This window comes from Arthrobacter sp. DMZ02-1R, assembly GCF_057747935.1.
Genome location: NZ_CM173230.1, coordinates 157097 through 170923, shown reverse-complemented (window position 1 = coordinate 170923; position 13827 = coordinate 157097). Strand labels below are relative to the sequence as shown.

Genomic DNA, 13827 nt, shown 5'->3' with positions numbered 1-13827 from the left:
CGACGCCAAGGAATTGGGGTCCCCGTAGCATCCGGGAAAAATCGGGCGGATATCACTTGGGTATGCTCCTGACCAAGAGATTTGTGGTGGTGGTCGGAGGCTTGCTGAGTGGTTGTTCAGGTATTCACGGAAGATGAGTTGGAGGGGCTCCGGGGGTTCCCTGAGATCGGCACGGATGAGTTGTTCCGGTTTTTTACCCTGTCGGCGGCGGATCTTGCGTTTGTTGACCCTGGCCGGGGACGGGGTGCCTCGGACAGGCTTGGCCTCGCGGTAGCGCTGTGTGCATTGCCGTGGCTTGGGTTCGTGCCGGATGAGGTGTCGTCCGCACCGCAGGTGGCGGTCGCCCGGCTCGCTGATCAGCTCGGTATTGAGCCGGGCGAGCTACGGTCCTATGGTCGGCGGGCGAAGACCCGTACTGATCATCTGCGATTGGTCGCGAAGTATTTGGGTTGGCGGTTGCCGTCGACGCTGGAGTTCAAAGAGCTGGATGAGTTCTTGTTGGCGCGCGCCTTGGAGCATGACTCGCCGACGCTACTGTTCCGGCTGGCGTGTGAGTACCTGATCACGGCACGGGTTATCCGGCCAGGTCCGGTGACTGTGGTGAAGGCCGTTGCCCATGCCCGTGAGGTCGCACGGCAGGAGACGTTCGATCGGTTGGCGCCCGAGCTCGGTGACGAGCGCCGTGCCGGGTTGGATGCTCTGCTGGTGACCGATCCGAAGATCGGCATGACGCGTCTGCGGTGGCTGGGCAAGGGGCCGGTGGAAGCCACGCCTTCGGCAGTGAAGGCCGAGATCGAGAAGCTGGAGTTCCTGCGCGGCTTGGGCGCGCCCGCTCTGGACTTGTCGGTATTGCCGGCGGAGCGGCGCCGATTTCTGGCAACGATGGGCCGTCGAATGACCGCGCAATCGTTGGCTCGGCGCGAGCCGGAGCGTCGCTTCCCGATCCTGTTGACGGTGTTGGCGCAGTCAGGGACTGAGGTTCTGGACGAGGTTGTGCAGTTGTTCGATCAGGCCCTCTCGGCGCGGGAGAGCAGAGCCATGAACAGGATGCGGGACTATCTGGCTGAACGGGCCAGGGCCGGGGAGGATCGGCAGGCGCTGCTGGACGCTGTCCTGGCCATTGTCGCTGATCCAGGTGTGCCGGATGAGGAAGTTGGTGGCCTGATTCGTGGCGGGAGGATCGGGTGGGAACGGCTCCGGTCCGCGCAGTCGGCCGGGTTGCCTCCTCTGCCGCGTGATCATGGGCATCTCGCGGCTTTGGATGGTTCGTACGGGTACTTGAGGCAGTTCACCCCGCAGTTCCTCGCTTCTGTGACTTTCTCCGGCGGCACAGCCGCGACCGAGCTCCTCGAGGCGGTAGGGATCCTGCGGGAACTGAACGCAACAGGTACCCGGAAGGTCCCGGTGAACGCTCCGTCAGGGTTTGTCCCGGCACGATGGTCCGGGTACCTGAAGTCCGCAGCCGAGTCCGGGAACACCGTCGCCTACCGTCATTACTGGGAGCTGTGCACTTTGTTGGCCTTGCGTGACGGACTGCGCACAGGGGACGTGTTCGTGCCGGGTTCACGCCGCTACTCGGACCCGGCCGCTTACCTGCTCACCCCTGAGAAGTGGAAATTGCAACGTGCGGAGTTCTGCCGGTTGGTAGGTAAATCAGCCGACCCGACACGTGCGCTGGCCGCAGCGCAGGAGGAACTGAACGAAGCTCTCGGTGAGCTGGAAGAGGTTCTTGCCCGCGGGGACGGGCCGGTGCGCCTGGACGAGAACGGGAGCCTGGTCATTTCAGCACTGACGGCGGAAGACGTCCCGGCCGAGTCCGTGGCACTCAAGACGGAACTGACCGAGATGCTGCCTTTCGCGCCGATCGTGTCGCTGTTGATCGAACTGGACAAACGCACAGGTTACCTGGACTTCTTCACCCACGCCGGAGGCAAGCAATCCCGCAGCCCGGAACTGAAACGCAACCTGATCGCGGTGCTCCTGGCACACTCCACCAACCTTGGCCTGACACGGATGGCCGATGCCTGCGGTATCTCCTACGACGTGCTCGCCTGGACTGCGGAATGGTACGTCCGGGAGGAAACACTGCGTGCAGCGAACCTGGCCCTGATCAGCTACCACCAGAAATTGCCTCTGACCTCCGTATTCGGCACAGGGACACTGTCTTCATCGGACGGTCAGCGGTTCCCGACACGGGGGAAGTCCATCACGGCCAGGGCGATGAGCCGGTACTTCGCGAACGAAGGACTTTCGACGTACACGCACGTGACCGACCAGCACACCACGTACGGCACGAAGATCATCGTCGCGACCAAACGCGAGGCCCATTACGTCCTTGACGAGATCCTCGGGAACGCAACCGATCTCCCCATCACTGAACATGCCACCGACACCCACGGGGTGACGCTGGTCAACTTCGCCTTGTTCGACCTGCTGGGCTTGCAACTTTCCCCGCGCATCCGGGACCTTGGCAAGATCACCCTCAACCGGATGGGGTCACGGGCGCAGGTCGAAGCCGATTTCCCGAACACCGGAACTCTGTTGACACGCAAGCTGAACACGGACCTGATCGCCGAACACTACGATGACTTGCTCCGGCTGGCAGGATCGCTGAAATTCGGGCACGCCACCGCGTCGTTGCTGGTCGGCAAGCGGTCCGCCTCAGGCAGGCAGAACGCGCTGGCCGCGGCGTTGAAGGAGTACGGGGCATTGCGCAGAACCATCTACGCGGCCCGCTACCCGGCTGACCCTGAGTACCGCCGCCGGATCTCCCGCCACTGAACAAGGGAGAGTCGCCGCACGCACTCAAAAGGGACCTGCTCTACGCCCACGAAGGCATCATCCGGGGCCGGCACCTGGAACAACGGACCGAACAAGCATGGTGCCTCACACTCGTGACGAACTCTGTGGTGGCGTGGACTACCGAGTACTACGGTCTCGCTGTGGAATCGATGCGTCGATCCGGGCGGCGAATCGATGACGAGGTGCTGGCCCACATCTCCCCGACACACAGCGAGAATATAACTTTTTCGGATCGATCGACGTCGACGTAGAAGGTGAGCTGGCGCAGCTCGGCCCCACCGGGTACCGGCCGTTGCGGGTGCGCGACACACTGTTCTGACGGGTGGACCGCGCAGGGCTCAGTGGTGGTGTTGGGGCTTGAGGACCAATGCTCGGGAAAGTCACGTTAAGCAGGGTGGGGGCCAGACAGCAGGGGTTCTGGCCGGAGCTGCTGTTACGCCGGGCCGGGGGCGCCGTCGGTGGGCCGTCGTCCGATGCTTGATTTGTTGAGGTGGCCGTAAATCGTGGGGCGCGGAACCTGAAGCAGGTCGGCGATGCGTTGGACGGTGTGGTCCCCTGGGTCGTAGAGCTGTTGGGCGTGGTGGGCCTGGTCCGGGGTGAGCTTCGGGCGCCTTCCTCCGGTTCGTCCGCGGGCCCGGGCGGCGGCGAGGCCGTCGCGGGTGTTGGCGATGATGAGTTCTCGTTGCAGTTCGGCGAGGACGGAGAGCATCCCGAACATCGCCCGCCCTTCCGCGGTCGCGGTGTCGATGCCTTGCTCAAGGCCGCGCAATCCCACACCACGTTCCCGGAGGGCTGCGCCGAGGGTGACGAGGTGGAGTACCGACCGGCCGAGTCTGTCCAGGCGGGTGATGACGAGCTGGTCGCCGGCCCGGTTGGCGGAGGCGAGGGCTTTGTCGAGCCTCCGCCTTCTGCCCCACGGAAGACACCACCCACGGCTCCAGGCCGGCAGGGCTCCACTGAGAGCCTCGTTCACCGACGCTCTCGACAATCCGATCGACCCGTTCACAGGCAAGCAGCAGCAACCAGCGGACAAGGTTACATGTGCACGTGCAGGCGCCGTGCGGCCTCGGCGATTGACCCGGTCAGTGAGGGATACACGGCGAAGGTGCTGGCGAGGTCATCGACGTGCAGTTTCTGCGTGACAGCGATGGCGATGGGAAAGATCAGCTCGGAGGCGTTCGGTCCCACCACGACTCCGCCGATCACTGTGCCTGATCCCTTGCGGGCGATGATCTTGACGAAGCCATCCTTGTGGTTGCGCATTTTCGCGCGCGCGTTGCTGATCAGGGGGAGCTTGACAACATCGCCCTGGTATTTGTCCGATATGACATCTTCCTCGGACACGCCCACGGTGGCGATCTCCGGAGAGGTGAAGATATTCGAGGCCACCTGGAGCAGTTTCAGCGGGGTGACGCCGTCTCCCAGGATGTGGGCGATCGCTATGCGGCCCTGCATGGCGGCCACGGAGGCCAATGCGAAAACGCCGGTGCAGTCACCCGCCGCGTAGATGTTTGGTGCGGTCGTCCGGGATACGCCGTCCACCTTTATGTGTCCGCTCGCGGTGAGCTCCACGCCGGCTTCCTCCAGCCCGATGCCTTCGGTGTTCGGGATGGACCCGACGCACACGAGGCAGTGGCTGCCGGTGACTTTGACGCCGTCGCCCAGCATCACGGCCACTCCGTCGCCCGTGCGCTCCACGGACTCCGCACGGGACCGGGCGAGGACTTTGACCCCGCGGCGTTCAAAGACGCCCTCCAGCACCTTCGCGGCGTCAATATCGGACCCGGGCAGGACACGGTCTCCGCTGGAAATCAGGGTCACCTTGGAGCCCAGTCCGTTGTAGGCGGAGGCGAACTCGGCACCGGTCACGCCGGACCCCACCACAATGAGCTCCTCCGGCAACTCCTCAAGGTTGTATATCTGGGCCCAGTTCAGGATGCGCTCACCGTCGGGCACGGCGGTGGGCAATTCGCGCGGGTGGGCGCCGACTGCCAGGAGGATCGCGTCGGCTTCCACGATCTCGGTGCCGTCGGCGCCGAGGACCTCGATTGTGTGGTTGTCCAGCATCTTGCCGGAGCCCATGAGAATGCGGACACCCAGGTTTTCGAGGCTTTCCCGGATGTCAGCGGACTGCTGACGGGCAAGCTTGAGGAGGCGGTCGTTGATGTGTTTGAGGTCCGCGCCTATGGCCGGCGTGCAGTCGCCCCCGTCGACGTCGAACCTGACCCCCAGCTCTCCGGCCTCACCGACGCGCGTCATCAGGTCCGCCGTCGCGATCAGTGTCTTGGACGGGACGACGTCGGTGAGCACCGCCGATCCGCCGAGCCCGGCGCGTTCGATGACGGTCACCTCCGCGCCGAGGGAGGCGGCGACCATGGCGGCTTCATAACCGCCGGGGCCTCCGCCGAGGATTGCGATGCGGGGTGAGCTGAAAATCGGATTCTGCGCCATGAAAATCGTTCTCGTTTCTAAGATTGCTTGGCAGTGTGGTGTGGGACGTGCGGGTCTAAGCGACTCACCGGACCACGGCCAGGGGTTCTGGGTTCTGAACGCTCAGGTTCTGCGCGTCAGTCCGTATTCGTCCGGCTGCTTGCATGGGGAGGGTCCGCCATATGCTGCCGGATACCTGGAGGGTCAGATGGTCCCCGACGATCACCACTTCCTTTGGCGAGATGCCGAAAGAGTTGAGCCCGTTGGCGGAAAGCCAGTTCAGGGGCCGATCGTGCAGGGCCTTGTCGTGGGGGTAGTCACGCAGGTCAATTGAGGGAAGTCGCATGGGTACCTCGATTCTTGATGGACGGAGCGGTGCGCTGTGACTCTGAGCCCGTGCGGAGGAGCGGCGTTCTGCAGGCCCTGCTGTGCGTCCGGCATGGACCGTGCGGGATGGCACCGGCGCAGTGCAGGGCAAGATCGGGTCCCGGGACCGCGTTCGCCGTCCTCTGCCTCCCCGTCTCAATAGACGAGACTCGCCGCTGGAGACGCAGAGGCGGTGGGTCCAGGCCTTGGCGACCAAATAGATGGGCCTGGGTGAGATGTCCTCCTCGAGTTTTTCGAGGGAGCGTCCGTGGGTCTCGGGGACTTGGGTTGCGCGCTGATCGCCAGGATCCCGCCCCCGCGAACAGGAAGAACGTGGTGGAGATGCCGACGGTTGCTACGACCGAAGGAAAGTAGACGCTGATGAGGTCGGGGCGAGAGCAGGTGCCGAGGCGCCACCGACGGCCGGGCGAATAATCAGGATTCATGGGATCACCGAACTGTGGTCGGAGACGCCTGTGGTGCGTCGTGTTCGGCCGTCTCGAGTGCTTTGGTCGTGTAGATGCGGTAGCCTGCCTCGGGCCGGTACCCGTGGATCTCGGGAGTGTCCAGGTTCTCCAGGAAGGTGAGGGTGTCCTGGCTGACGAGCTGGCCGGGGACAAGGACAGGGAACCCGGGCGGGTAGGGGGTGACGAAGGTCGCCGAGACGACTTGCTGGTCGCGGTCGAGCCGTTCCTGGACTTCGGAGGCGGGCACATATTCGCAGGCGTCGTCCTCGTAGGAGAGGAAGAATGCCCGGCGGACGTCGCCTTCCGGGGTCCGTGGGCTCGATGGCGTGAGGAACGCCGGGTGGAAGCCGCTGAAGTCCGGCAGCGGCGCGGAGGGGTTGCTCTGCTTGGCCACGGCGCGCAAGTGCACCGCCTCCTCGGCCAGGCTCATCTCCCCGGATTGGGTCTCGAGGTCGCGGGCGATAGTGACGAGGACCTCGATGAGGTAGGCCACCGAGCTGCGGGTGGTTCCGATGTTCGTCATGAACAGCACGGTGTTTCGGGAGGTCTTGTTGACCTGGATCCCGAACTTATCCATCAGCTGCTCGCGCTTGAACGTTGCGCCGTCGATCCCGGTGAGCCCGATGTAGAGGCTGATCCGGGAGGGGTCCAGGACGAACTCATCCTGGTCCCAGGCTGTGATCATGTTGCTGAGTCCTGAACGCAGCGGCTGGTCGATCCCCGAGGCGCGGAACTGGCTCGGGATGAGCTCGGCTGTCGAGAGGCAGTGCATGTATTTGCTCAGCAGTGGATGGCGGTCGATGGCGTCACGCAGTCGCATGGCGTACTCGAGCTGTTTTTGCACCAGCTCGTACCCCTCTAGGGCCGCCTGCCTGCGGCCGACGTCCAACGACGCCAGGATCTGGTAGTTCGGTGACGTCGAGGTGTGTGCCATGTAGGCCTCGTGGAATGGCTCCTTCGCCCGGTGCTTGAAGTCCTGGTCCCAGATGTGGATCATCGACCCTTGGCGCAGCGAGGTAAGGGTCTTGTGGGTCGATTGCGTGGAGTAGACGCGTACCCTGGTTCGGTCCGGGTCGGGGACGAGTCGGGCCTCAAGGAGCGCCTCGTCGTCGTCGCCGAGTTCGGCGGCTTGCGCCTCGTACCGCTCGCGCATCTTCGGGTTCCGGATTTTTTCCGCGAGGGTGCGCGCGGCGCGCATCGCCGTGCGCGGGCGGTAGACAGGGTGGAACCTGGCGAACGCGAACCACGCTTCGTCCCACAGGAACACCAGGTCCGGCTTGATGGCCAGGCACTCCTCCATGACCCGAGCCACGTCGTAGACGATCCCGTCGAACGTGCAGTTCGTCAGCATGATGAGCTTGACCCGGTCCAGCTTGCCCGCCGCCCGCAGGGCCAGCAGCTGGGCCTTGATCTCGCGGATCGGGACCGCGCCATACATCGCGTACTCGTTCAGCGGGTAGGCCTCGAGATAGGTCACGTGCGCGCCGGAGAGCATGAGCCCGTAATGGTGCGACTGGTGGCAGTTGCGATCCACAAGCGCGATGTCTCCAGGCCCCAGGAGCGCCTGCGCGACGATCTTGTTCGCGGTCGAGGTGCCGTTGGTGACGAAGTACGTGTGCCGCGAGCCGAAGGTCTCCGCCGCCAACAGCTGTGCCTCCCGCAGCGGCCCGGTGGGTTCGAGCAGCGAGTCCAGACCGCCGCCGGTGGACGAGGTCTCGGCGAGGAAAATGTCCAGGCCGTAGAAGTCGACCATGTCCCGGATCCAGTGCGAGTTAACGATCGACTTGCCCTGGGAGATGGGGAGTGCGTGGAACACGCCGGTCGGACGGTGGCTGTAACGGCGTAGTGCCTCGAAGAACGGTGCCCGGTACCGGTGGTCGACCCCGGCGAGGACGCTCAGGTGGAGCTCGAGGTAGCCCTCCCGGGCGTGGAACACTCTGCGGAAGTGGTGGCTCACTTGGCCCGCTATCTCCTCGACCGCGATCTCGGTCATGAGGTAGAGGTCGATCTCGGGTCGGATCCGGGCGATCCGCAGGGCGAGGATCTGGGCTCGTTCGTCGGGGGAATGGTCGGCCAGATCCTCGGCCACCAAGCGGTCCCGGAATTCCTCGAGGGCGGATAGGTCCCGGGCGGCAGCATGGGCGAAGCGTCTGCGGATCAGGCAGGCTTGCAGGTTGGCGTTGAGACGGGCGGCCAGCACGGCCTCCTCGCCGCTTCCGACGATGACGAGCTCGTAGACGAACTCGTCATTAGGTCGGCGCCAGCTGCGGACCTCGTCTCGGAGAAGTCGCTCTTGCTCCGAGGTGAGCGTCTCGACGACGAGGACCTCGAAGTAGGGCCTGCCCGGTGCCGCCGGCTCCGAGAACACACCGTCGATCGCGCTCTCCTCGTGCACGCCGTCGGCCCACGAGTCCTCGGCTCCGCTGCGGTAGGTCTCCGTGACGAGGCTCCTGTTGATCCGGGCCACCGATCGCGCGAAGTGTTCGTAACGGCCCGAGGTGAACAGGTCCTCCACACGACCGTAGCCTTCCGCACCAGGGAAGGCCCAGAACCGTTCGAGCGGAGCCAGGTCCTTCATGATCCCGGCCACGGCCCCGACGAGCTCCTCGGCCTGCTGCCCCCGGGAGACCAAGGTGGCGAGCCGGCCGCACACCTCCTCGAGCTTGGACCACGTGTCAAGCCTGGCCTGCCCCCATGCGTTGTATGCCTGCCCCGATAACTTCAGCATGAGCCTCTCCTTTGTGACGCTTCTGTTGGTGTGGTGGTCTATGGGTGTGGTGGCGGCGAGCCGGGCTTGGATGCCGGTCAGCGCCGAGCCCCTGCAGACGTTTCGGGCCCGTGCCCCTTCACTGCAGGCGTCCTTGCCTAGTTTTTGTGGACGAGGCAGACCGCGCCGGTGGTGACGTTCTCATCAAGTGCCTCGCGCTTGTCCTAAGTACCCAAGTGCGCATGAGCGGCGGTGCTGGCAGCAGCGGCGACAGCCCCGGAGGGCGGACTCAGAGCCCGGCAGCCTTCCGCATTTCGCCAGCTACCCATGACGCTCCTCGAATCCACCCCGCCTGGGCAGAGCTCGTTGACGGCGTTCCTGAAGTCGTTGACGCGGAAGGGTTTGGTCAGGTAAATCGAGGCGCCGGCAGCCAGGCCTTTGAGTTCATCGGCGGCTGCGGCACGGCCCGTGAGCATGAGCAGCGGCGCTCGAGTGACGTTCCTCAAGTCGCGCACAATGTTCAGACCATCGGTGTCGGGAAGTTTGGCCTCCAGGGTGATCAGTACAGGGTTCAGTCCGCGGGCATGTGTGAGCGCGGCAGCACCTGTGCGCACCGCGCGCACGTCGAATCCCTCCTGGGTCAGGATCATGGTGATGAGATCGGCGATGTCTTCGTCTTTTTCAATGACGAGGCAGGTTCCCCTAGACATGTCCGCTCCCGATCTGCCGATCCACAGCGTCCATGACGCTGCTATCTACTAACGCCCCGGTTTTGCGGAATCGGCCTCCTCGCTGGTTCACGGCCCGGCGCGGGGACCGGCAGGTCGGCTCCGCGGGCCGCCGTCCACAGGGCATACCATTCGTGACTGGTCATGAGGGTGGCTTGATACTCTGCTTCCCGGCTCGCCAGGATCCGTGTGGGGTCCCTCGTCCCGATGACTGGTTCGATCCCGGCGGGGTGTTTCATCAGCCATGCCAGGACAATGGCTTCGGGCGTGGTGTCTCTGCCGTGGGCGAGGGAGAGGACCAGTTTGGCCGTGGCCGCCTGTTCCGGTGTGTGGGCCGTGGATGCACGACCCGAGTAGACACCCCTGGCGAGTGGGGCCCAGGCCTGGAGGCTGACGGAGTTGCCCAGGCAGTATTCGATGGTTCCCTCGGGGAAGCTGTACCTGCTTCCATCCGGGTGGTTGACGAGGATACCGGTCTCGATCCAGTCCCTCTTGCCCAGGCTCATTTCGAGCTGGTTGATGACGATGGGTGTGTCCAGGTGCTTCTGGAGCGAAGCGATCTGGGCGCCGGACATGTTGGAGACGCCAAGATGCCGGACCTTGCCGCAGGACCGCAGAAACTCGAAGGCCGAAGCGATCTGTCCTGCTTCCAGGAGCGGGTCAGCCCGGTTGAGCAGGAGCGTATCGATGTAGTCTGTTTTCAGTCGCGTCAGGCTGCGCTCTACACTCTCAATGATCGCGGCGCCGTCCAGGTCATAGTGCGGCACTTCACCACTGGCGTTGCTGAGTCCGCAGTGCGTGTTGATTTGGATGCGCTCCCGCAGGCCCCTCGAACGGGAAAGGACCTCTCCGAAGACGGCTTCGGATTTGCCGAATCGGTAGGCTTCCGCTTGGTCGAAGATCCCGATTCCCGCTTCCAGGGCGGCCTCGACGGCGGCTTCGGCCTCGTCAATCTCGGTCAGCCCGTACGGTGCAGATGACCAATCGCCGCCAAGACCCATGCACCCATAGACGACATGGCCTGAGCCCGTGATTTTTTCACCATTCATGATTCTCCTGTCAACGCGCTTCCAGCTATGAGGCGGAGCGTGCGTAAGTGGGTGCAGAAACCGCTGAGGCCTTCGGCCCGGCGGTTCCGGCAGGCTCCCCACAGGCTGCCGGTTGAGAGGGATGTTGCCTGGAGGAGTTCGGAGAGGTCGTTCACGACGTAGCTCGCGCCGGCGGCCTTCAGTTGCCGGGCGCCGCCGCCGGTCAGGGGGAGCTGGTGATAAGCGTCGGCTTCGTCCGCTTCGGTCAGCTCCGTGCGGTGGATGTTCTCCGCCACCTGAGTGACGATCCCTTCGGGTGGGTGTTAGGCCGCCGGTTGGATTGCTCCGAGGCGGGTGTCGAAGAGTGCTTCGGCGCGGTGGATCAGGTGCTCGGGGACGTCGGTGTCGTAGTCGTGCTCTGCCCGTCCGAGGAACACGGCGGTTCCGGCGGCGTCGGGCAGGTCCAGCCCGGTGTCGTGGAGCAGCTGTGCGGCCCGGACGTTTGGCCGGGGTTCCGCGGCGTGGTGGTCAGCGTTCAGGTACACGTGCCAGTCGCCCCGGGCGACGCATTCCAGACCGCCCGAAAGGAGGACTTCCAGGCTGCCGTGCCGGGCGTCGAGGTTTTCAACGGTGACCGCCTCGCTAAGCCGCGCGGGGATGATCAGCGCAAAGCATTTGTGAATCATGGGTCTGTTCTTTTCTGAGGATTCGGTGAGGGAGCGGCGTGACCCGGCCGGCTACTTCCTTTCCTCCCCCTCGGTGGTCGAAGTACGCGCTCATGGTTTGTTTCCAGGCATCCCGGTGGACAGACGCCGCTGGTGTGAGCACACCGTCGAGGTCAAAGAGCAGCGCCCGGGCATCGGACCAGTCGGGGCTAAAAGTTTCCATGGGGTGCTTTCGGACTGGGACGGTCGGGTTAGGTCCTCATGAGGTGACGGCGCTGGCGGTGCGGCCGATCATGACGGTTGCTGGTTCCTCGGCCCGGAGCTCCACGGGTGTTCCGGCGACGAGGATCAGTTCGCTGTCGCCGTGGCCGGCTTCCAGGACGAACGTTGCTTGATGGTGCTCGAGCGAGATGCGTACGGTGTTGCCATGCCATTGAATGCTGAAGTTGATCCGGGTCCAGTGTTCGGGCAGCGAGGGGTTGAATGACATCTGGCCTCCCAGGACGCGGAAACCGCCGAAGCCGCTGACGACTGTTTGCCAGGTTCCTCCTGCCGAGGCGATGTGGATGCCTTCTTCTGTGTTGCCTTGGTTGTCCTGGAGGTCCGCGAAGGCCGAGCGGTTGAAGTACTGCAGCGCCCGGGTCGAGTCTCCGACTTCCAGGCCCATGATGGCGTGGATGGCCGGGCTCAGGGAGGACTTGTGCAGGGTGCGCGCCTCGTAGAAGTCGTAGTTGGATTTCTTGGCGTTCGGGCTGAAGTCGTCGGGCAGCAGATACATGAGCATGAGGACGTCGGCCTGTTTGAGCAGCATGGTGTCTTCGCAGTTGAAGTGGTTGTACCCCTCGGGGTATCGCGGCATGTCGTTGCTGTCCCATTGGGTGACCGGGACATCCTTCAACGAAAAGTAACCGTCGAATTGCTCGATCACGGGGGCGTCCGTGTCCGAGGCGTCCACGATCCTTGCCGCGACGGTTTCCCAGAGCAGTGCCTCCTCGGCGGAGAGTCCGATTCTGTTGCCCAGCTCCGCCAGGCGTTCGGGATGGCTGCACGCCAGCTGATGGTGAAGGTGGGCTGACTGGCCTAGGTGCCAGCGGACCATCCGATTCGTGAACGCGTTGTTGTTCACGTGGGAATGGAACTCGTCCGGTCCCATGACCTGGTTGATGCTGTAGGTGTCGCTTGCCGGGTCATGCTGCATCAGATCGGTCCAGAACCGGCTGGTTTCGAAGAGGATCTCGGCACCGTAGTCCAGAAGAAAGTCCCTGTCCCCGGTCGCCGCGACGTAGCTCAGGACAGCGTACGCTACGTCGGCGGATACGTGGACTTCTTCGTCCCGGGTCCAGAATCGGTTCAGCCCGTCAGGAGTCCATTGCGGGCACTCTTCCCGGCCGGTGTCGGCTGATTCCCAGGGATAGCGAGCCCCCTTGGTGCCGTTCTCGCTGGAAACGTTGCGGGCGCCGGGCAGCGTGTGGTGTCTGTACGTCAACAGGGCGCGGGCCGCCTGAGGCTGTGTGTAAGTGAAGAATGGCAGCATCATGATCTCGGTGTCCCAGAAGACGTGCCCGCGGTAGCCTTCACCGGAAAGTGATTTTGCTCCGACGCTTGTTTCCGGATCGTCCGGGTTGGCCGTGATCAGCAGGTGGTAGATGTTGAAGCGGACGGCCTTTGCCGCGTCGGGGTCACCGACAATTTCGCAGTCGCTGGCGGACCACAACGTCTCCCAGGCCTCGACGCTTTCGGCGAGGCGAGTGTCGAACCCCACAGCCCGGTGGGCGTCGAGGGCCTGGGACGTGCGGCCGCGGATGGTCATGCCCTCCAGGTTGTCCCGCGAGGTAGAGATGGCGACCAGTTTGTCCACATGCAGTGTCTCGCCGGCGGATATTTCGAAGCTGACGTTTTCGGCAATGTGTTCATGGCGTTGAGTCACCAGATGCTCGACAGGAAGGTGTGACGATTCCAGTGCTGCTGCGTACCCTAGGGATACGCCACTTTGGATGGTCTGCATCTCGAGGTAGATGCCTTCCTCAAGCCTGACCCTCGCGCGTTCGGTGAGATGCTTGCTGCGCGCCCATTTCTCCCACTTCGCCCAGGGACTGAATTCGGTGTCCTCCGGGTACGCGGGCAGGCGCTCCAAGTTACGCCGGCGTCCGTCAAGTGCGCTCTCAACCGTGATGCGGGAGCGGTGGTTTAGTGGCGTGATCTCCGCTCGGATGGCGCACAGTTCCCGGTGTGCCATGCTCGCCATCCTGATTGTTTCTACCCGAGTCTGGCGGCCGGCACGATCCTGGAAGACAGTCGAGCGCCACAGGATGCCTTGGCGCAGATCCAGCGCCCGCTCGTGCCCGAGGACGATGCTGGACTGCACGTCAAGGCGTTCACCGTCGACGCTCACCGAAAGGGACAACCAGTCTGGGGCGTTGACAAGGTTGGTGACCGGGGAATCGGTGCTGTCATAGACGCCGCCGAGGTACGATCCGGCGAGTTCGCCAAGGTGGCCTTCCTCAAGTGAACCCCGTGTGCCGGTCCTGCCGTTCCCCACGGTAAAGATGGTCTCGTAGTAGTTGGATTGAGCCAGATGGAGTCCCGACTCCTTGATCAGCCATTCATCAGGGCTGAGAGTATTGTGCAGCATAT

11 protein-coding genes are annotated in these 13827 nt (G+C 64.0%); 2 read left to right on the top strand and 9 right to left on the bottom strand.

Translation table 11 applies throughout. The features are described from left to right. Positions 1-108: 108 nt before the first annotated feature. Both AC3ANQ_RS00765 and AC3ANQ_RS00760 read left to right on the top strand, forming a co-directional pair. Positions 109-2781, top strand: a complete 2673-nt coding sequence (locus tag AC3ANQ_RS00765) for a Tn3 family transposase (protein ID WP_488303346.1) — start codon at positions 109-111, stop codon at positions 2779-2781. Then, a complete protein-coding gene (locus tag AC3ANQ_RS00760; protein WP_488305403.1) occupies positions 2778-3053 on the top strand; it encodes a Tn3 family transposase in 276 nt (91 codons plus the stop codon). The genes AC3ANQ_RS00765 and AC3ANQ_RS00760 overlap by 4 nt, the downstream gene beginning before the upstream one ends. 182 nt (positions 3054-3235) lie before the next feature. Here the strand turns inward: AC3ANQ_RS00760 and AC3ANQ_RS00755 are convergent, their stop codons facing one another. The 9 genes from AC3ANQ_RS00755 to AC3ANQ_RS00715 form a co-directional block, all read right to left on the bottom strand. Beyond that, complete coding sequence (locus AC3ANQ_RS00755; protein ID WP_488303345.1) at positions 3236-3775, bottom strand: recombinase family protein; 540 nt, start codon at positions 3773-3775, stop codon at positions 3236-3238. Between the two features lie 62 nt (positions 3776-3837). After that, the gene (locus AC3ANQ_RS00750; RefSeq protein WP_488303344.1) at positions 3838-5253 is read right to left on the bottom strand and encodes an NAD(P)H-quinone dehydrogenase; all 1416 of its coding nucleotides are present in this window, start codon (positions 5251-5253) and stop codon (positions 3838-3840) included. A gap of 64 nt (positions 5254-5317) precedes the next feature. Beyond that, a complete protein-coding gene (locus AC3ANQ_RS00745; protein WP_488303343.1) occupies positions 5318-5578 on the bottom strand; it encodes a hypothetical protein in 261 nt (86 codons plus the stop codon). Positions 5579-6048: 470 nt separating this feature from the next. Beyond that, positions 6049-8793, bottom strand: coding sequence for an aminotransferase class I/II-fold pyridoxal phosphate-dependent enzyme (locus tag AC3ANQ_RS00740; RefSeq protein WP_488303342.1), 2745 nt, complete (start codon positions 8791-8793; stop codon positions 6049-6051). A 203-nt stretch (positions 8794-8996) separates the two neighbouring features. Then, complete coding sequence (locus AC3ANQ_RS00735) at positions 8997-9482, bottom strand: response regulator transcription factor (RefSeq protein WP_488303341.1); 486 nt, start codon at positions 9480-9482, stop codon at positions 8997-8999. Positions 9483-9523: 41 nt separating this feature from the next. Further along, entirely contained in the window at positions 9524-10549 is a 1026-nt protein-coding gene (locus tag AC3ANQ_RS00730) for an aldo/keto reductase (protein WP_488303340.1), read from the bottom strand. Further along, complete coding sequence (locus AC3ANQ_RS00725; RefSeq protein WP_488303339.1) at positions 10546-10824, bottom strand: hypothetical protein; 279 nt, start codon at positions 10822-10824, stop codon at positions 10546-10548. The genes AC3ANQ_RS00730 and AC3ANQ_RS00725 overlap by 4 nt, the downstream gene beginning before the upstream one ends. Positions 10825-10851: 27 nt before the next feature. Further along, complete coding sequence (locus AC3ANQ_RS00720) at positions 10852-11214, bottom strand: hypothetical protein (protein ID WP_488303338.1); 363 nt, start codon at positions 11212-11214, stop codon at positions 10852-10854. Between the two features lie 238 nt (positions 11215-11452). Beyond that, a complete protein-coding gene (locus tag AC3ANQ_RS00715) occupies positions 11453-13825 on the bottom strand; it encodes a glycoside hydrolase family 65 protein (RefSeq protein WP_488303337.1) in 2373 nt (790 codons plus the stop codon). Positions 13826-13827 lie beyond the last annotated feature (2 nt).